Origin of the sequence: Rhodanobacter sp. OR87, assembly GCF_000473345.1 — a bacterium.
Classification (GTDB): Bacteria; Pseudomonadota; Gammaproteobacteria; order Xanthomonadales; family Rhodanobacteraceae; genus Rhodanobacter; species Rhodanobacter denitrificans.
This window is the reverse complement of sequence record NZ_AXBJ01000003.1, coordinates 175,353-190,729: the sequence shown is the minus strand read 5'-3', so window position 1 is coordinate 190,729 and position 15,377 is coordinate 175,353. Positions and strand designations below refer to the sequence as shown.

21 protein-coding genes are annotated in these 15,377 nt (G+C 68.3%); 14 read left to right on the top strand and 7 right to left on the bottom strand.

What is annotated here, in order from left to right; translation table 11 throughout:
• Positions 1-114: 114 nt before the first annotated feature.
• Positions 115-588: an SRPBCC family protein gene (locus RHOOR87_RS0104060; RefSeq protein WP_027484320.1), complete on the top strand. Its 474-nt coding sequence runs from the start codon at positions 115-117 to the stop codon at positions 586-588.
• On the top strand, positions 578-925 hold the full coding sequence (locus RHOOR87_RS0104055; protein WP_027484319.1) for a metalloregulator ArsR/SmtB family transcription factor: 348 nt from the start codon (positions 578-580) through the stop codon (positions 923-925). The genes RHOOR87_RS0104060 and RHOOR87_RS0104055 overlap by 11 nt, the downstream gene beginning before the upstream one ends.
• Before the next feature lie 7 nt (positions 926-932).
• Here the strand turns inward: RHOOR87_RS0104055 and RHOOR87_RS0104050 are convergent, their stop codons facing one another.
• Together RHOOR87_RS0104050 and RHOOR87_RS0104045 are read right to left on the bottom strand one after the other, a co-directional pair.
• Entirely contained in the window at positions 933-1,403 is a 471-nt protein-coding gene (locus RHOOR87_RS0104050; RefSeq protein WP_231381719.1) for a nuclear transport factor 2 family protein, read from the bottom strand.
• A gap of 82 nt (positions 1,404-1,485) precedes the next feature.
• Complete coding sequence (locus RHOOR87_RS0104045; protein ID WP_015448034.1) at positions 1,486-1,683, bottom strand: hypothetical protein; 198 nt, start codon at positions 1,681-1,683, stop codon at positions 1,486-1,488.
• 200 nt (positions 1,684-1,883) lie between these two features.
• Between RHOOR87_RS0104045 and RHOOR87_RS0104040 the strand changes: the two genes are divergently transcribed.
• From RHOOR87_RS0104040 to RHOOR87_RS0104030, 3 genes are all read left to right on the top strand, one after another.
• The gene (locus RHOOR87_RS0104040; protein ID WP_027484317.1) at positions 1,884-3,689 is read left to right on the top strand and encodes a DUF885 domain-containing protein; all 1,806 of its coding nucleotides are present in this window, start codon (positions 1,884-1,886) and stop codon (positions 3,687-3,689) included.
• 74 nt (positions 3,690-3,763) lie between these two features.
• Positions 3,764-4,210, top strand: coding sequence for an SRPBCC family protein (locus RHOOR87_RS0104035; RefSeq protein WP_027484316.1), 447 nt, complete (start codon positions 3,764-3,766; stop codon positions 4,208-4,210).
• A 109-nt stretch (positions 4,211-4,319) separates the two neighbouring features.
• Positions 4,320-4,676: a DUF1428 domain-containing protein gene (locus RHOOR87_RS0104030; protein WP_027484315.1), complete on the top strand. Its 357-nt coding sequence runs from the start codon at positions 4,320-4,322 to the stop codon at positions 4,674-4,676.
• 12 nt (positions 4,677-4,688) lie between these two features.
• Here the strand turns inward: RHOOR87_RS0104030 and RHOOR87_RS0104025 are convergent, their stop codons facing one another.
• Together RHOOR87_RS0104025 and RHOOR87_RS0104020 are read right to left on the bottom strand one after the other, a co-directional pair.
• Positions 4,689-4,982 (bottom strand): hypothetical protein, encoded by a 294-nt coding sequence (locus RHOOR87_RS0104025; protein ID WP_007511108.1) that lies wholly within the window; start codon positions 4,980-4,982, stop codon positions 4,689-4,691.
• A gap of 99 nt (positions 4,983-5,081) precedes the next feature.
• The gene (locus RHOOR87_RS0104020; RefSeq protein ID WP_043795348.1) at positions 5,082-5,504 is read right to left on the bottom strand and encodes a helix-turn-helix domain-containing protein; all 423 of its coding nucleotides are present in this window, start codon (positions 5,502-5,504) and stop codon (positions 5,082-5,084) included.
• Positions 5,505-5,548: 44 nt separating this feature from the next.
• Between RHOOR87_RS0104020 and RHOOR87_RS0104015 the strand changes: the two genes are divergently transcribed.
• Entirely contained in the window at positions 5,549-6,136 is a 588-nt protein-coding gene (locus RHOOR87_RS0104015; RefSeq protein WP_027484313.1) for a hypothetical protein, read from the top strand.
• A gap of 77 nt (positions 6,137-6,213) precedes the next feature.
• Here RHOOR87_RS0104015 and RHOOR87_RS20885 read toward each other — a convergent pair whose 3' ends face one another.
• Complete coding sequence (locus RHOOR87_RS20885; RefSeq protein WP_015448039.1) at positions 6,214-6,339, bottom strand: hypothetical protein; 126 nt, start codon at positions 6,337-6,339, stop codon at positions 6,214-6,216.
• Positions 6,332-6,511, bottom strand: a complete 180-nt coding sequence (locus tag RHOOR87_RS0104005) for a hypothetical protein (protein WP_015448040.1) — start codon at positions 6,509-6,511, stop codon at positions 6,332-6,334. Before RHOOR87_RS0104005 ends, RHOOR87_RS20885 begins: the two co-directional genes overlap by 8 nt.
• A gap of 211 nt (positions 6,512-6,722) precedes the next feature.
• On the opposite strand from RHOOR87_RS0104005, the gene RHOOR87_RS0104000 reads away from it, so the two are divergent.
• The 6 genes from RHOOR87_RS0104000 (at position 6,723) to RHOOR87_RS0103975 (ending at position 11,977) form a co-directional block, all read left to right on the top strand.
• Positions 6,723-7,187, top strand: a complete 465-nt coding sequence (locus RHOOR87_RS0104000; protein ID WP_007511099.1) for a GFA family protein — start codon at positions 6,723-6,725, stop codon at positions 7,185-7,187.
• Between the two features lie 60 nt (positions 7,188-7,247).
• Positions 7,248-8,009: a metallophosphoesterase family protein gene (locus RHOOR87_RS0103995; RefSeq protein WP_015448041.1), complete on the top strand. Its 762-nt coding sequence runs from the start codon at positions 7,248-7,250 to the stop codon at positions 8,007-8,009.
• 184 nt (positions 8,010-8,193) lie between these two features.
• On the top strand, positions 8,194-9,108 hold the full coding sequence (locus tag RHOOR87_RS0103990; RefSeq protein ID WP_015448042.1) for a hypothetical protein: 915 nt from the start codon (positions 8,194-8,196) through the stop codon (positions 9,106-9,108).
• Between the two features lie 134 nt (positions 9,109-9,242).
• Positions 9,243-9,722 carry a VOC family protein gene (locus RHOOR87_RS0103985; protein ID WP_015448043.1) on the top strand — a complete coding sequence of 160 codons (480 nt, stop codon included), beginning with the start codon at positions 9,243-9,245 and terminating at the stop codon, positions 9,720-9,722.
• 84 nt (positions 9,723-9,806) lie between these two features.
• On the top strand, positions 9,807-10,451 hold the full coding sequence (locus tag RHOOR87_RS0103980; protein ID WP_027484312.1) for a glutathione S-transferase family protein: 645 nt from the start codon (positions 9,807-9,809) through the stop codon (positions 10,449-10,451).
• Between the two features lie 137 nt (positions 10,452-10,588).
• Positions 10,589-11,977 (top strand): chloride channel protein, encoded by a 1,389-nt coding sequence (locus RHOOR87_RS0103975; RefSeq protein ID WP_027484311.1) that lies wholly within the window; start codon positions 10,589-10,591, stop codon positions 11,975-11,977.
• A 47-nt stretch (positions 11,978-12,024) separates the two neighbouring features.
• On the opposite strand, the gene RHOOR87_RS0103970 is transcribed toward RHOOR87_RS0103975, so the two are convergent.
• Positions 12,025-12,561 (bottom strand): GNAT family N-acetyltransferase, encoded by a 537-nt coding sequence (locus RHOOR87_RS0103970; protein WP_027484310.1) that lies wholly within the window; start codon positions 12,559-12,561, stop codon positions 12,025-12,027.
• Positions 12,562-12,651: 90 nt separating this feature from the next.
• Between RHOOR87_RS0103970 and RHOOR87_RS20690 the strand changes: the two genes are divergently transcribed.
• The gene (locus tag RHOOR87_RS20690; RefSeq protein WP_231381718.1) at positions 12,652-13,890 is read left to right on the top strand and encodes a hypothetical protein; all 1,239 of its coding nucleotides are present in this window, start codon (positions 12,652-12,654) and stop codon (positions 13,888-13,890) included.
• Positions 13,891-14,125: 235 nt separating this feature from the next.
• Positions 14,126-15,166, top strand: coding sequence for a cytochrome-c peroxidase (locus RHOOR87_RS0103955; protein ID WP_027484308.1), 1,041 nt, complete (start codon positions 14,126-14,128; stop codon positions 15,164-15,166).
• The last annotated feature ends 211 nt before the right edge of the window (positions 15,167-15,377 follow it).

Below are 15,377 nucleotides of genomic sequence, written 5' to 3'. Positions count from 1 at the left end.
TTCCGCTGTCGCAGCGCGCGTTGCCGCGCTGGCAGCAAAGATCACCTGACGCAACCGTAAAGTTGCATTTCATGCGTTGCCGGCGCAAGCTCATATGCAACCCGGAGGTGGCACATGAGCGATCGCATCGAGAAACGCATCGAGCTGAGGGCGCCGGTGTCGCGCGTGTGGCGCGCGCTGACCGACTACCGCGAGTTCGGCGCATGGTTCCGCGTGGACCTGTCCGGGCCGTTCGAGCCCGGCCGGGAGGCCATCGGCCACATCACCTGGCCGGGCTACGAGCACATCGTCTGGCGCGCCGTGGTGCAGGTGATGGAGCCGCAGCGGCTGTTCAGTTTCAGCTGGCATCCTTACGCCATCGAGCCAGGCGTGGATTACTCCGCCGAACCGCCGACCCTGGTCGAGTTCCACCTCGAAGCGCACGGCGAGGACACCGTGCTGACCCTGGTCGAGTCGGGCTTCGAGCGCATCCCGGCCAGCCGTCGCGCCGAGGCGTTCCGCATGAACGACGACGGCTGGAGCATCCAGCTGGAGAACATCCGCCGTCACGTCGAAGGCAGCGTGATGACGGACGGCCATGCCGGCTAGCGCACGCTCGCGCCTGGCGCGGCGACTGCCGCGGGCCGCCACGGTGTTCGCCGCGCTTGGCGACCCCACGCGGCTGGCGCTGGTGACCCGGCTGTGCGACGGCTCGCGCCGCTCGATCACCCAGCTCTGCGACGACCAGCCGCTGACCCGGCAGGCGATCAGCAAGCACCTGCGCGTGCTCGAGGACGCCCGCGTCGTGCGCAGCGAGCGTACCGGACGCGAAAGCCTGTACACGCTCGATCCGCAGCCGATCGGCGAACTGCGCGAGTACATCGACCTCGTGTCGAGCCAGTGGGACGACGCGCTGGCGCGGCTGAAATCCTTCGTGGAGAAGTGAGCGCCGGTCAGCTGGTGTGATCGAGGATGATCTTCCAGCCGTCGGCGGTCTTTTCCCACAGCAACGAGAACACGCCATCGTCCTGCGCCACCTCGCCGTGCGTCGCGCGGTCGAGGTGGAAACGGCCGGTCACCACGGCGTAGCGTGACTCGCCGCCGGCGCCCGGCAGCAGGCGCACGTCCAGTTCGGAGAAGGTGAGCCGGCCCATCTGCTGCGCCGTCGCATAATGCCTGCGGTAGCTGTCGAGGATGGCGCGGTAGCCCTTGCGCACGCTGCTGCCGATGAAGGTGGTGTCGGGCGCGTCCTTGTAGCCGCGCATGTAGCCTTCCACGTCGCCGCGATTCCACGCCGCCGCCTGCTGCGCCATCACCTGGCGGATCGCGGCACCTTCATCGGTGGCCGCCGCCACCCTTGCCGGTCCCGCCAGCGCCAACGCCAGCAGGACCTGCAGTCCGACCAGGAACATTCTTGTTGCCACGATGTGCTCCCCTGCGATGCGCGCCGGCGACGCGCGCGGCGGCCTGCCCCGGCGCAGAACCGGCTCGGCGCCGGCCGCGCCATCAGATGAAGTGGAAGATCCAGTGCAGCGTTCCCAGCACCAGCACCTCGGCAGCCACGAACACCATGAAGCCGAGACAGAACTTGCCGACCGGCTTTTCGATCCAGAGCTTGTACGAACCCTTTGCGGGGCCGGCGTCGCTTCCCTCGTCGAGGGCAAAACCTGTCGCGTTGCCCGCACCTGCTTTCGTCGAAGCCATCTGCATGCTCCTGCCTGAAGGTGGTCGTTCCGATGCCACGGTTCCGTTGCGGACTGTACCGCGGCCATCGCCATGGCGACCACGTTGCGGCGATCGGAAGAAACTGCAGCCCGACCCGATCGGCAGCAGCGGCGCGCGGCGGGTTGCGCCTGTCCACCGGTCTGCCTACTCTCGACAGACCTTGCCCTGGAGCCGCCTGCATGCGCCCGATCCACATCGCCACGCTATGCGCCGTAATGACCGTGGCGTTCGCCGCCGGTTGCCAGCGGGAAGCGCCCAACGCACCGCCCCACAGCGCTCCCTCCTCCAGGGTCGCGGCGGTCAATGACGACGCCCCACTGGAGCGCGCCGTCGACGACTTCATCGACGGCATGTTCCGCCGCCACCCCACCTTTGCCGCCAGCGCCGGCAGGCACGAGTTCGACGGCAAGCTGCCCGACTACAGTCCGGCCGGGCTGAAGGCGGATACCGACTGGCTGCATGCCGAGCGCGCCCGGTTCGCCGCGTTCACCGACGACCGGCTCGATGCGAGCGGCCGCTTCCACCGCGACTACGTGCTCGCGGTGATCGACGGCCAGCTGTTCTGGCTGGAGGACTCCGGCTTTCCCTACGGCAACCCGGCCTTCTATACCGACGATCTGTCGCCCAGCATGTACCTGACCCGCCCCTACGCGCCGCTGCCGCAACGGATGGCGGCCTTCGTCAGCTACCAGGAAGCGCTGCCCAAGGCGATCGCCCAGATCAAGGCGAACTTCAAACTGCCACTGCCGGCGTCGTACATCGAGCTGGGCGTGAACAGTTTTGGCGGGTACGCGAGCTTCTTCAAGACCGACGTCCCGGCGATCTTCGCCGGGGTCAAGGACGACGCGCTGCAGGCGCGTTTCAAGGCGTCCAACGCCGCCGCGATCAAGGCCACGCAGGACCTCGCCGACTGGCTGAAGGCGCAGCAACCCCATGCCACCCAGGACTACGCGCTGGGCGCGGCGAAGTTCTCCAAAATGCTGCACGCCACCGAGCTGGTCGACCTGCCGCTGGACCGGCTCAAGGCCATCGGCGAAGCGGACCTGCAGCGCAACCTCGACGCGCTCAAGGCGGCCTGCGGCAAGTTCGCGCCGGGCCAATCACTGAGCGCGTGCGTCGCCAAAGAGGGTGCGGACAAGCCGGCCGGCGGTGCCGTGGAAGGCGCGCGTGCGCAACTTGCTGGCCTGCGCCAGTTCATCGTCGAGAAGGACCTGGTGAGCATCCCCGGCCCGGAACAGGCCAAGGTCGAGGAAGCGCCGCCGTTCAACCGCTGGAACTTCGCCTACATCGAGATCCCCGGCCCGTACGAGAACAACCTGCCTTCCGTCTACTACATCGCCCCGCCGGATCCGGCCTGGAGCAAGGCCGACCAGCAGGCCTACATACCGGGCAAGGCCGACCTGTTGTTCACGTCTTCGCACGAAGTGTGGCCGGGGCACTTCCTGCAGTTCCTGCACGCCAACCGCGCGCACTGGAAATTTGGCCAGCTGTTCGTCGGCTACGCCTTCGCCGAAGGCTGGGCGCACTACGCCGAGGAAATGATGTTCGACGCCGGCCTGGACGGCGCCACGCCTGAGGTCCACATCGGCCAGCTCACCAACGCCCTGCTGCGCGACGTGCGCTACCTCTCCGCCATCGGCCTGCACACCGGCGGCACGACCGTCGCCCAGTCCGAACAGATGTTCCGCGACAAGGCCTTCCAGGACCCGGGCAACGCGCGCCAGCAGGCGGCCCGTGGCACCTACGACCCGGCCTACCTGAACTACACGCTGGGCAAGCTGATGATCATGCAGCTGCGCCAGGACTGGATCGCCGCGCACCCGGGCCCGCACGCGCTGAAGGCGTTCCACGACCAGTTCCTCGGCTACGGCGGCCCGCCGATCCCGCTGGTGCGCGCGCAGATGCTGGGCGGCAAGCCGGCGGCCAGCCTGTGGACGGCGCCGGCGGCGGCCGCGGCGGAAACGGCCGCGGCCACGTCCAGGTAAGGCCAGACGCCGGTCGATTTCCGCCGCGCCCGTTCGTCAGGGAGAGAGCCCCTCCTCCGCCACGGAAAACCGCCATGACCACCAACACGCTTCGCCTCCACCGCGTGCTGCGCGCCCCGCCCGAGCGGATCTACCGCGCCTTCCTCGACGCCGAGGCGATCGCCAAGTGGCTGCCGCCGCACGGCTTCACCTGCAAGGTGCACGAGCTGGACGCACGGGTCGGCGGCCAGCACCGGATGACCTTCACCCACTTCTCCAGCGGCCACGGACACGGCTTCGGCGGCACCTACCGCGAACTGGTGCCGGGCGAACGCATCCGCTACAGCGACCGCTTCGACGACCCCAACCTGCCCGGCGAGATGACCACCACCGTCACCCTGCGCGCGGTGTCCTGCGGCACCGACGTGCAGGTGGTGCAGGAAGGCGTGCCCACAGTCATCCCGGTCGAGCAGTGCTACCTGGGCTGGCAGGAATCGCTGCTGCTGTTGGCGCAACTGGTGGAGCCGGACATTCCGGGCTGACCGGCGCCGCATGCGGAATCGACGCCGACCCGTGTCGATTCCGCACGCGCCCGTTCGTCGTCAGCAAAGAAGGCGGCCCCGTCGGCCGCCGTTTGCGCAGGAGTCCGCCATGTCCTATGTCGATGGTTTCGTGATCGCCGTGCCCGACGCCAACCGCGAGCAGTTCATCGCGCATGCCCGCCACTTCGACGCCATGTTCCTGGAGTTCGGCGCCACGCGGGTGGTGGAGTGCTGGGGCGACGACGTGCCCGACGGCAAGCTCACCGACTTCCGCCGCGCCGTGCAGGCCGAGCCGGGCGAATCGGTGGTGTTCTCCTGGATCGAATGGCCCGACCAGGCCAGCCGCGACGCCGGCATGGAGCGGATCATGCAGGACCCGCGCATGCCGGGCGCCGGCGACATGCCGTTCGACGGCAAGCGCATGATCTTCGGCGGCTTCGCGCCGGTGGTCAGCCTGCCCGCCTAGCGTGCGGCGCGCTCACTCCTCTTCTTCCTCGAACTCCACCAGCGCGTCCAGCTCGAACGCCAGCGCCTCGACCGCCTCGCGCACCTTGCGCGCGGTGGAGGCGTTCGGCGCCTCGATCTCCAGCTCGTGCGCGTCGGGTCCGTGGGTGTCGCTCAGGCCGGCGGAGCTGGAATCCGCGTCGTCCATGCGATCCATCATGTCCGCGACCTCCTCCACGCGTTCGATGCCGTCCAGGCTCTGCAACAGATTCATCACGGCCCGGACGTCATCGTCGCTTCCGGTCAGGCGCAGGCGTAGTGTCGGCATGGCGGCATCTCGTGGCGGGATGCAAATCAGCCTAGGCACGCCCGGGCCAAGGCGGCGTGACGATGGCCACCCAAGCCGTCCGCGAAGAAGCTGGCCCCGCTAGTGGCCCAGGGCGTCGCCGCAACCCAGTGCCGCCGTCGACGGCAGCGCAGCCGGGCCGCGCGTCCGCTGCAGGTGCGCCAGCCCCCAGACCCTCGCCTCCTCCACCAGCGGCAAGACCGTTGCTCCGTAATCGCTCAGGCGGTACTGCACCGGCGCCGGTACCGGCCCGGCCACCAGGCGCTCGACCAGGCCATCGCTTTCGAGCTCGCGCAGCTGCTCGGTCAACACCTTGTGCGAGATCGGCGCGACGCGGCGCAGCAGGGCGGAAAAGTGATGGGGCTCGCGCGCCAGCCAATACAGGATGGTGAGCTTCCATTTGCCGCCGACCGCGACGAAGGCCGCGTGCAGCGGGCAATCCGCCAGCGGGTGGGCCGTGGCCGGCGGATACGCACCTAGACGTGCCTTCTTGTCGCTGGACATGGCTGCCTCTAGCTTCAGTCGATCGAACCACGTCGGAGCATGCCATGCCGAGCCGTTACCGCGCCTTGCTGCCGTGGCTGGCCATCGCCTGGCTGCCGTGGCTGCCGGCTGCGTCCGCCTGCGCACAAGCGGCGCAGGCCACCAGGGCTGGCGCGGAAATTCCGCGCGACGGCCAGCACGATTTCGACTTCGAGATCGGCACCTGGCGCACGCACCTGAAACGGCTGGCGCATCCGCTGTCGGGGTCCGGCGAATGGGCGGAGTACGAGGGCGTCACCACCGTACGCAAGGTGTGGAACGGCCGCGCCAACCTGGTCGAGCTGACGGCCGATGGCCCGGGCGGCCATTTCGAGGGTCTGAACCTGCGGCTCTACAACCCGCGCTCGCGCCAATGGAGCCTGAACTTCGCCAACAGCAGCAGCGGAACGCTGGGGCAGCCGACGATCGGTCAATTCGTCGACGGCCGCGGCGAGTTCTACGACCAGGAAGACTTCAACGGGCGCGCCATTCTCGTCCGCTTCGTAATCACGCCGCTCGACGCCGACACGATCCGCTTCGAGCAGGCCTTCTCGGACGACGGCGGCAAGACCTGGGAGGTCAACTGGGTGGCCACCGATACGCGGATGAAGTAGCGAGCCGAAGCGAAGGGCCAGGTTTCCCGGCGCCAAAAACGAACCCGGCGCCGTTTCCGCCTTCGGCGGCCGAACGGCTAGAACAGCGTGCAGCCCCGGCGGCCCGAAAGCACCCTGGCCTCGTGGATGTCCTTGTTGACCCGGCCGGAGTGCCGCAACGGCTCCTTCTTCATGGCGTCGTCGCCCGGGCCTTCTTCAAGCATGGCCCAGAGGCTGCTCGCGCGGTCGTCCCCCCACGTACTTCTCGAGCGTGGCGCCGTTGTGCAGCCGGCTGAGTTCGGCCGTCCATTCGCCGTCGCTTCCGACGAAGATCGACGGCTTTCCGTCGTCCTGCCCGGCCCTGCAGAACTGGCCGACGGTGGAATCCACGATCACCGGATGTGCCTCAGCTGATACAGCGCGTCGCCCAGGCACGCAGCTTCTCGTCGCTCGATCGAGGCATGCCGCTCTCCCGCCGCCAGGGAGACGGCATCGTATTCCCGGGCCTGGGGAGGGCGACAAGTGACCTGCCGCGGCCCGTGTGACTAAATAAGCCGTCCGCGAAACCGGAATTGCCCGGCACCTTTCCCAAGCGAGGAACCCGCCCATGCCTTATCCGCGCCAGCTTCCCGCCACCGGCACCTGCCGCTGCGGCCGCGTGCGCCTGCGCGTCACCAAGCCGGCCATGCTCAGCATGGCCTGCCACTGCCACGGCTGCCAGAAGATGACCGGCAGCGCGTTTTCGCTGTCGCTGGCGATGCCGGCCGATGGCGTGGAAGTACTCGAGGGCGAACTGGTCCGCGGCGGCCTGCAGGGCGAGCACAGCCATCTGTACTGCGCGTTCTGCAAGTCGTGGGTGATGACCCGCCCGGCCGGGCTCGACTGGCTGGTCAACCTGCGCGCCTCGGTGCTCGACCCGCACGCCGACTTCGTGCCGTTCATCGAAACCTGCACCGACGCCCGGCTGCCCTGGGCATCGACCCCGGCGAAGCACAGCTACACCGGTTTCCCGGCGATGGAGGATTACCAGCCGCTGGTCGAGGCCTACGCCGCCGAGACCGCGGATGCCTGATCGATGCGCCCGAGCCAGCCGGCTCCGGGCGCGCCGCGATGGCCGTGAACGGAGTACCGCATGCGACTGCATATCCTGTCCGACCTGCACCTGAGCACGCACGGCATGCCGTCGCCGGAAGTGGCGGCGGACCTGACGATCCTCGCCGGCGACATCCGGCGCCCCGCCGCCGAGGCGATGCAGTGGGCGGCCGGGCTGGGGCGCCCGGTGCTGTACGTGCCCGGCAACCACGAGTTCTACGGCGGCGCGATCCCGCAAGTGCGCCAGGCGCTGGCCCGCAGCGCTCGCGAGTACGGCATCGGTCTGCTGGACCAGAGCACATGCACGATCGGCGGCGTGCGCTTCGTGGGCACTACCCTATGGACGGATTTCGAGCTGTTCGGCGCCGGGGGCAAGGACCTTGCGATGACGGCGTCGGCGCAGTTCATGCGCGACTTCGCCGCCATCCGCAACGCCGACGGCAGCGTGTTCACCCCCGCCGCCGCCGCCGCGCTGTTCGCCGAACAGTACGCATGGCTTGCGGCCGTGCTGGAAGAGCCGTTCGCCGGGTCGACCGTGGTCATCACCCACCATGCGCCAACCCCGCGCAGCGTCCACCCGCGCTTTGCCGCTTCGCCGGTCAGCGCCGCCTTCGTGTCCGACTGCAGCGCGTTGATGGGCCGCGCCGTGTTGTGGGTCCACGGCCACACCCACGACAGTTTCGACTACACGGCGAACGGCACCCGGGTGGTGTGCAACCCGCGCGGCTACCGTGCCGGCGGGGTGAACGAGAACCCGCAGTTCGATCCATGCCTGTGCATCGAGGTGGCGACCGGCGCGTAAAAACGCGCCCCGGGGGGGGCGCCGTTTTTCGCGACGGACAAACGCCTCTTCCGGGCCTCGGCCGCGCAGCCCTACCTTGGGTGACCATGGACCCGACCGGCAACCGCCCCTGGCCTTCCGGCCTATCGACACTGCGGACAGGGGTCGGCACCATGCCTGCCGATCCTCGAGGAGACGCGCGAAGATGGCTGTCGGACCGACCTGGATACTCGCCACCGCCGCGCTGACGATCGTCGCCGGCCCGCTGGCGCTCGGGCTGGCCGGGTTCATCTCCGCCCGCGCCCCACATGCCGCACCCGCGGCACCCGCCCCGGGCTGGCGCCTCACGGCAGCCTCGACCCTGCTCTACGTGCTGGCCTTCAACCTGACGTTCTTCCTGCAGGAACTGGCCCTGGTGCTGCCGAAGGCGCTCACGCCTGGCCTGCAGCCGACCCTGTACCACAATAACCACAGCTGGGAAGGCACGAACCCGCTCGCCGCCCTGTTCCAGGGCACCGGTGCGCTGGCGACGCTGGCGGTCGGCCTGTTCTGCCTGTGGCTGCTGCGGCGCCCGCGGCTATGGTCGAACAGCACCCGGCTGGTGCTGTTCTGGATGGCCTATTGCGGCTGCTTCATGGCGCTGCCGCAGGTCGTCGTCGGGGCGCTCAGCCCGGGCAGCGACGTCGGCATGGCGATGGGCTATCTGCAGCTCGACGCCGGCGCCCGCCTCGGCGCGGGCCTGCTCGCGCTCGGCCTGATGCCGCTGGTTGCCCTGCTGCTGCGCCAGCCTGCGCTCGCGATCGCGGATTCGCCGGCAGCCATCGCCAGCCCCGGCGCCCGCACGCGATTCGTGTTCCGGGCCGTGACGCTGCCGGCCCTTCTCGCGAGCGCGCTGGTCATCCCGTTCCGCATCCCGCGCGAGCTGCTGGAGGTGGTCCTCGTGCCGTTGCTGGTGATCCTGCCCGGCATACCCTGGATCCAGGCGGCAGCCTGGCGCCTGCCCGGGGTCGCGGCCAGCGGTGCCGCAACCGCCCGGCCGCTCGCCTACCCGTTCGCCGCCGTCGTGGCGTTGCTGCTGTTTTTCCAGCTCGTGCTCCGGTCGGGCATCCGGTTCTACTGACCGGACAGCGGGGCCTTCCCGCGCCTCGCACCACCGGAACCCGCCCCGGTCCTGCGGTGCCGTGTCGATCGGCGCGCCCGTCGTTCGTCGCAGGCATGAAGGGCACCTCGCCGCCCCGCATCAGGAGAAACGACATGCTCAGCAAGAACACGATCTGCCTTTGGTATGACGGCACCGCCGTGGACGCCGCCACGTTCTATGCCAGGACGTTTCCGGGCAGCGCCGTGGGCGCCGTCCACCGCGCGCCGGGCGACTATCCGGCGGGCCAGCAGGGCGATGTGCTGATGGTGGAGTTCACGGTGATGGGCATCCCCTGCCTTGGCATGAACGGCGGCCCCGGCGTCCCGCACACCGATGCGTTCTCGTTCCAGGTAGCCACCGACGACCAGGCCGAAACCGACCGCCTGTGGCACGCGATCATCGACCACGGCGGCCAGGCCAGCGCCTGCGGCTGGTGCAAGGACAAGTGGGGCCTGTCGTGGCAGATCACCCCGCGCGCGCTGATCGCCGCGGTCACCGACCCGGACCCCGCCGTCGCCAAGCGCGCGTTCAACGCCATGATGGAGATGACGAAGATCGACATCGCGGCGATCGAGGCGGCACGGCGCGGCTGACGACGGCCGCGGTCGGCCTCGCCCTCGGGGAGAGCGCACAAGCCAGCCGGGCGTCGTTGCCCATCAAGCCACCAGGAGCCGCCCATGGTCCCCACCATCACCGCCTTTGAAAGCTCGCCCGATCGCGGCCGCGGCCTCGCGCGCGACATGCGCGTGCGCTGGGCGCTGGAAGAAGCGGGTCAGCCTTACGAGGTTCGCCTCGTCTCGTTCGAGGCGATGAAGAACTCCGCGCACCGCGCGCTGCACCCGTTCGGGCAGATTCCCACCTACGAGGAAGGCGAGCTGGCGCTGTTCGAGTCCGGTGCCATCGTGTTCCATATCGCCGAGCGCCATGCGGGCCTGCTGCCGGACCAGGCGAATGCGCGGGCGCGCGCCATCATGTGGATGTTCGCCGCGCTCAACACGGTGGAGCCGCCGATCCTCGAACTGCAGACCGCCAAGTTTGCCGAAGCCGACCAGCCATGGACCACCGAACGCCTGCCGCTCATCAAGGAGCGCATCCGCACCCGGCTGGGCGAGCTTGCCGTTCGCCTGGACGAGGCCGACTGGCTCGACGGCGGGTTCAGCGCAGGCGATCTCATGATGGTGCACACGCTGCAGCGGCTGAAGCCCTCGGGTCTGCTGGACGGCTACCCGAAGCTCGCCGCCTACGTCGCCCGCGGCGAAGCGCGGCCGGCCTACCAACGCGCCTTCGCCGCGCAGCTGGCGGTGTTCACCGGGAAGAACTAGGGCCTGCGTTCGGTCACCAGAGAAAATCGACGCTGCTTCCCCGCATTGTCTGACCCCGGCCTGCCCCGCTTCTGATCAAGCCGGGGGCGCCTCTCTATACTTGCAGCCCCGCCATCGCCCGGTCCGGTGCCACGCCCATGCCACGCCTACGCCTTGCCGAACCGCTCGTGATGCTGGCGACCGTGGTGCAGTGGCTGGTGCTGTCGATGCTGACCGGCGCCGTGGTCGGGGTGGGCTGCAGCGTCTTTCTCCACCTGCTGTTCGCCACCGAAGGCCACGTTTACGCCGTGCCGCTGGGGGTGCAGATGAGCCTGCTGGTCGTGGGTGGCTTCGCCAACGGGCTGTTGCTGCATTACGGCTATCGGCTGAGCCGCAGCGGCTACAGTGATTCGCCGATCGTTGCGGTGAACGAGCAACGCGGCAGGATGCCGTTCCGGACCCTGTGGGTGAAGCCGGTCGCCGCGCTGATCACCCTGGGCTGCGGCGGCTCGGCCGGCAAGGAAGGGCCGTGCTCGCACATCGGCGCCAGTCTGGCCGCCGGCATCGGCCGGTTGCTGCACCTGAACCCCGAGCTGCGCAAACGGCTGCTGGCGTGCGGGGTGAGCGCCGGCTTCGCCAGCGTGTTCGGCACCCCGATCGCCGGCGCCATCTACGGCGTGGAGATGCTGGCGATCGGCCGCATCCGCCACGACTTCCTGTTCCCCGGCATCGTGGCCGGCGTCACCGCGTTCCAGGTCAGCAAATACCTGGGCGTGCCCTACCCCCACTACCACATCGCCTTCATCAGCGACTTCACCGAGCTGCTGTTCCTGAAAACCGTGCTGATCGGCATCCTGTGCGGCGCGGCCGCGTGGGTGTTCGTCGAGCTGCTGCAGCAGGCGAGGCGGCTGTTCGGGCGTCTGCGCGATCGCTACGCGCTGTGGCCGCCGCTGGTGCCGCTGCTGGGTGGCGTGGTGCTGGCCCTGCTGGTCATGGCCGTGCCGTCCGATTACCTCGGGCTGAGCCTGCCGATCATGGAACGCGCCCTGCACGGCGAGACGATGCCGTACCTGGGTTTCCTGTGGAAAGCCCTGCTGGTGGCGATCACGCTGGGCTCGGGCTTCTATGGCGGCATCGTGACCCCGCAGTTCGTGATCGGCGCCGTGCTGGGCGGCGCGTTCGCGCATCTGCTGGGGCTGGCACCGGCGCTGGGTGCGGCGGTGGGACTGGTGGCCGTGGTCGCCTCGGCATCCAACGCGCCGATCGCCGCCATCCTGATGGGCATCGAGCTGTTCGGCGCCGATTCGACGCTGTACGTCGCCGGTGCCTGCGTCGCCGCCTATCTCATCATCGGCCACCGCAGCGTCTACCCCGCCCAGCAGATCGCGTTCAGCAAATCGTCGTGGATCTTCGCCCACACCGATCTGCCGGTCGGCCAGGAGAAGACCCGCCTGTCGTACGGCTTGCTGCGCTGGTGGAGCAAGCGCCGCCGCGCCCTGCAAGGCCCAGCGCGGCCGGGAGCGGCGAAAGGGGAGCGTGACCGATGACGCCGCGGACCACAGGCAATCAGCCGCGTCCTTTCTGATCGCCTTTTCTATTCCAGGCTCAGGTCGTAGATCACCGTGGCCGGATCCCGCGGATCCAGGCGGCGCTGGAATCCGATGTTCGCCGCAAGGCGATCGCCGCCGCCGGATCGGCTCGGGGCATAGGCGCGCATGTGCCGCATGCCGCGTGCCCTTGCCGCGGCGATCAGATGGCGCATCAGGAAGGAACCGACACCGCGCTTTCGCCATTCGTCACTCACCGTGAGCGAAGCATCGCAGCTGTCGCCGGCGGCATTGACATGAAACTGCGCGGCGCCGATCTGATGCTCGCGTCCCCGCTGCGAGACTAGGGCGATGAAACCCACGGCGCAGGCCGGATCGAGACGGGTGAGCTCGCGCGCCACCTCCGGCGTCGGGTCGCGGACCAGGCCGAGAAAGCGCGAACTGCGGAACGCGGGCGACAGATGGGTGAGAAATTCAAGCTCGAGCTCGGCGTCCTGCTCGCCGATCGACCGTATCTGCACGGTCGTGCCGTCCTGCAGCTTCTCGTTCCAGCCCTCGCCCGGGGGTGCGTCGGTCTGTGCCATGACATGCTCCGTCATCAAGCAATCAAGCAGGTGCTTCACACCTAGCAGCTGCCTCTTGCGGTCAATTGACCAGCATCAATGGAACGGGCGTTGCCGCGCCGCTGGCGGAACCGGGGGGGCCAAGTCGAGCTGGCTCCGCTGGTTGCCCTGCACCTGCCGGAAAAAAAACGCCGCCCCGGCGTCGGCCGTCGCCACCGACCAGATGGCGGCGACATGGCTCTTCCCGGCCACAGGCACCAAGGTCCTGTCGGCCGAGCCGGCCGCAGCAAAATCGGCACGCGCTTCCTCGATGGGAATCGCCTCGACCCGCCTTCCCGCGCACCATCAACCATGGTCCGTGGTAGCGCCGCAGTTCCTCGGCGTCGCCCCACGCCGTCCTTCACGCTGACCGCAACCTTCGCGCTGCCCGCCTCCACGAAGCGCAACCATCGCCATGACAGACATTCCCTCAACGCCCCACGTAGCGGCCACGACAAGCTCGCCACTCGTCGGGAAGTCGAACCTGACTATTGTTTCGCCAGCGATACCGGTGACCATCTTTTCATGACTTCGCGCCCCTCAATGACGCGGCCGGCTTCGTTCAGGAAAATCGCCAACACCTGTTGCGGGCCGGTGAATGCGCACCGCAAGTGCCGACAGGCCGCAGGCCGGATGCCGACCTTCGTTTTCGCTATCGCTTTTGTTGATCCCAGTCAACAGCCATCCATGCCGATGAACCGAACATCCGGGTGTTGCCACACTCCCGGCGACATCCCTGCAACTCGAGGCGAGGCTACTTCCATGCGAATCAGATACGTTTTCATGTCCGGTATCTCTGCGCTTTGCCTGCTCGCCACCCTGCCGGCGTTTGCCTACCAGGGCGGCGGCGGCCAGCGAGTTGGCCAATCCGCACCTGTCGGACAGCCGGCAGGCGGCATGATGCAGCGGGATCAGCTGCGCACACAGGACCGAACCACGCTGAAGGATCGCAGCCAGATCTATGGTTCCCAGCTGATGACTCCGGCCGAGCGCAGGGCGTATCGCGACCAGATGCGCAGCCTGAAGACGGCGCAGGAGCGCGAGGCGCTGCGAAAGCAGCACCATGAGCAGATGCAGAAGCGTGCTGCCGAGCGTGGCATGAGGCTGCCCGACATGCCGCCCGGGCAGGGTGCGGGCATGGGGCCCGGTGGCGGCATGGGTCCGGGCATGGGACCAGGTGCCCGCATGCGGCAAGGCACGCAACAGCAGACTATGCAGCAACAGCAAAACCAGGGCACGGAAAAGCAGGTCGAGCAGAAGCAGAGTACCGAGCAGCAGACCCGGCAGCAGAAGGATGACGGCAGTCGCTGACCGCAAGATGTCTCGCACCGTGCCCGGCGCCGATGGTTGCACCGGCCCGCGCGCCTTGGCATCGACAGCCGCGGCCGACGGCTGCGCTTGAATCAGGACGACGGATGGGGCGACGACCCCGACGACATCGCCAGGGCGTCCGTTCCACGCCGCGTTCCCCGCATCTCCATGGTTTCCCCGATACGCCACAGACATTGATGATCTCGATTACCACCCAACTGCGGAGGGTCAGCTCATGTCGTCGATCAAGCTGGTTTCACTGATGGTTCTCGCCTCCCTGGCAACAGGCCAGGCATGGTCGCAAACCGCATTGATGAAGCAGGCCCAGGGCCTGTTCAAACCGATACCCGCCAACGCGCCGCCATTGCCGGGCAATGCGGCGACCGCGGCCAGGGTGGAGCTCGGCAAGATGCTGTACTTCGAGCCCCGGCTGTCCGAAAGCCACGCCATCAGCTGCAATTCTTGCCACATGGTCGGCATGGGCGGGGTCGACCTGCAGGAGACTTCGCTGGGTCATCGCTGGCAGCATGGCGGTCGCAATGCGCCAACCGTCTACAACGCGGTGTTCGACGTCGCCCAATTCTGGGATGGGCGTGCCAAGGACCTTGAACAGCAGGCCGGCGGCCCGCTGGTCAACCCGGTCGAGATGGACACCACCGAGGCACATGTCGTCGAACAGCTCAAGGGGATTCCCGGCTACGCCGCCGTGTTCGCCAGGGCCTATCCGGCCGTGCCCGATCCGATCACGTTCGACAACGTGCGCAAGGCCATCGCCTTGTTCGAGGCCACCCTGACCACGCCGAACGCGCCGTTCGATCGCTACCTCCAGGGCGACGAGAAAGCACTCGACGCGAACCAGAAGGAAGGCCTGGCGCTGTTCATCAACAAGGGCTGTGCGGCATGCCACAACGGCATCAACGTGGGCGGCGGCATGTACGCCCCGTTCGGCGTGGTCGAGCGGCCCGGTGCCGACATTCTCCCGCCGGGGGACAAGGGGCGCTTCGCGGTGACCAAGACGGTCAGCGACGAATACGTGTTCCGGGTGCCCTCGCTGCGCAACATCGCGCTGACCGCGCCCTATTTCCACACGGGCAAGGTGTGGGATCTTCGCCAGGCCGTCGCGATCATGGGCAGCAGCCAGCTCGGCGCGAAGCTAAGCGACGAGGAGGTCGGCAAGATCGAGGGCTTCCTCGGAGCTCTGACCGGCGACCAGCCGAAGGTCGCGCTGCCGATCCTGCCACCCAGCGTGGCAACCACCCCGCAGCCCAAGCCGTAACCTGCACGAAGAGGATGCCCGCATGGTCGAAATCCAGCCGCTGCCACCGGGTGGTCCGCTGCGCGCACTGGCTGACCGTGCTGGCCATCGTGCTGGCCTACGTGTTGGCGGGCCTTGTCGATGACGAGGGCACCGAAGGGAACTCCCGCCCTCGCTGATGCTGCAGGGCCATTACCTGGCCGGGCTGGCGGTACTGGTAGTGCTGGTGCAG

Excerpts from the sequence above, each read along its gene's own strand:
- RHOOR87_RS0104030 (WP_027484315.1), top strand. The coding sequence starts at position 4,320 with ATGTCCTATGTCGATGGTTTCGTGATCGCCGTGCCCGACGCCAACCGC.
- RHOOR87_RS0103980 (WP_027484312.1), top strand. The coding sequence starts at position 9,807 with ATGGTCCCCACCATCACCGCCTTTGAAAGCTCGCCCGATCGCGGCCGC.
- RHOOR87_RS0103985 (WP_015448043.1), top strand. The coding sequence starts at position 9,243 with ATGCTCAGCAAGAACACGATCTGCCTTTGGTATGACGGCACCGCCGTG.
- RHOOR87_RS0103995 (WP_015448041.1), top strand. The coding sequence starts at position 7,248 with ATGCGACTGCATATCCTGTCCGACCTGCACCTGAGCACGCACGGCATG.
- RHOOR87_RS0104035 (WP_027484316.1), top strand. The coding sequence starts at position 3,764 with ATGACCACCAACACGCTTCGCCTCCACCGCGTGCTGCGCGCCCCGCCC.
- RHOOR87_RS0104055 (WP_027484319.1), top strand. The coding sequence starts at position 578 with ATGCCGGCTAGCGCACGCTCGCGCCTGGCGCGGCGACTGCCGCGGGCC.
- RHOOR87_RS0104060 (WP_027484320.1), top strand. The coding sequence starts at position 115 with ATGAGCGATCGCATCGAGAAACGCATCGAGCTGAGGGCGCCGGTGTCG.
- RHOOR87_RS0104000 (WP_007511099.1), top strand. The coding sequence starts at position 6,723 with ATGCCTTATCCGCGCCAGCTTCCCGCCACCGGCACCTGCCGCTGCGGC.
- RHOOR87_RS0103990 (WP_015448042.1), top strand. The coding sequence starts at position 8,194 with ATGGCTGTCGGACCGACCTGGATACTCGCCACCGCCGCGCTGACGATC.
- RHOOR87_RS0104020 (WP_043795348.1), bottom strand. The coding sequence starts at position 5,504 with ATGTCCAGCGACAAGAAGGCACGTCTAGGTGCGTATCCGCCGGCCACG.
- RHOOR87_RS0103975 (WP_027484311.1), top strand. The coding sequence starts at position 10,589 with ATGCCACGCCTACGCCTTGCCGAACCGCTCGTGATGCTGGCGACCGTG.
- RHOOR87_RS0104040 (WP_027484317.1), top strand. The coding sequence starts at position 1,884 with ATGCGCCCGATCCACATCGCCACGCTATGCGCCGTAATGACCGTGGCG.
- RHOOR87_RS0103955 (WP_027484308.1), top strand. The coding sequence starts at position 14,126 with ATGTCGTCGATCAAGCTGGTTTCACTGATGGTTCTCGCCTCCCTGGCA.
- RHOOR87_RS0104025 (WP_007511108.1), bottom strand. The coding sequence starts at position 4,982 with ATGCCGACACTACGCCTGCGCCTGACCGGAAGCGACGATGACGTCCGG.
- RHOOR87_RS20885 (WP_015448039.1), bottom strand. The coding sequence starts at position 6,339 with ATGCTTGAAGAAGGCCCGGGCGACGACGCCATGAAGAAGGAGCCGTTG.
- RHOOR87_RS0103970 (WP_027484310.1), bottom strand. The coding sequence starts at position 12,561 with ATGGCACAGACCGACGCACCCCCGGGCGAGGGCTGGAACGAGAAGCTG.
- RHOOR87_RS0104045 (WP_015448034.1), bottom strand. The coding sequence starts at position 1,683 with ATGGCTTCGACGAAAGCAGGTGCGGGCAACGCGACAGGTTTTGCCCTC.
- RHOOR87_RS0104015 (WP_027484313.1), top strand. The coding sequence starts at position 5,549 with ATGCCGAGCCGTTACCGCGCCTTGCTGCCGTGGCTGGCCATCGCCTGG.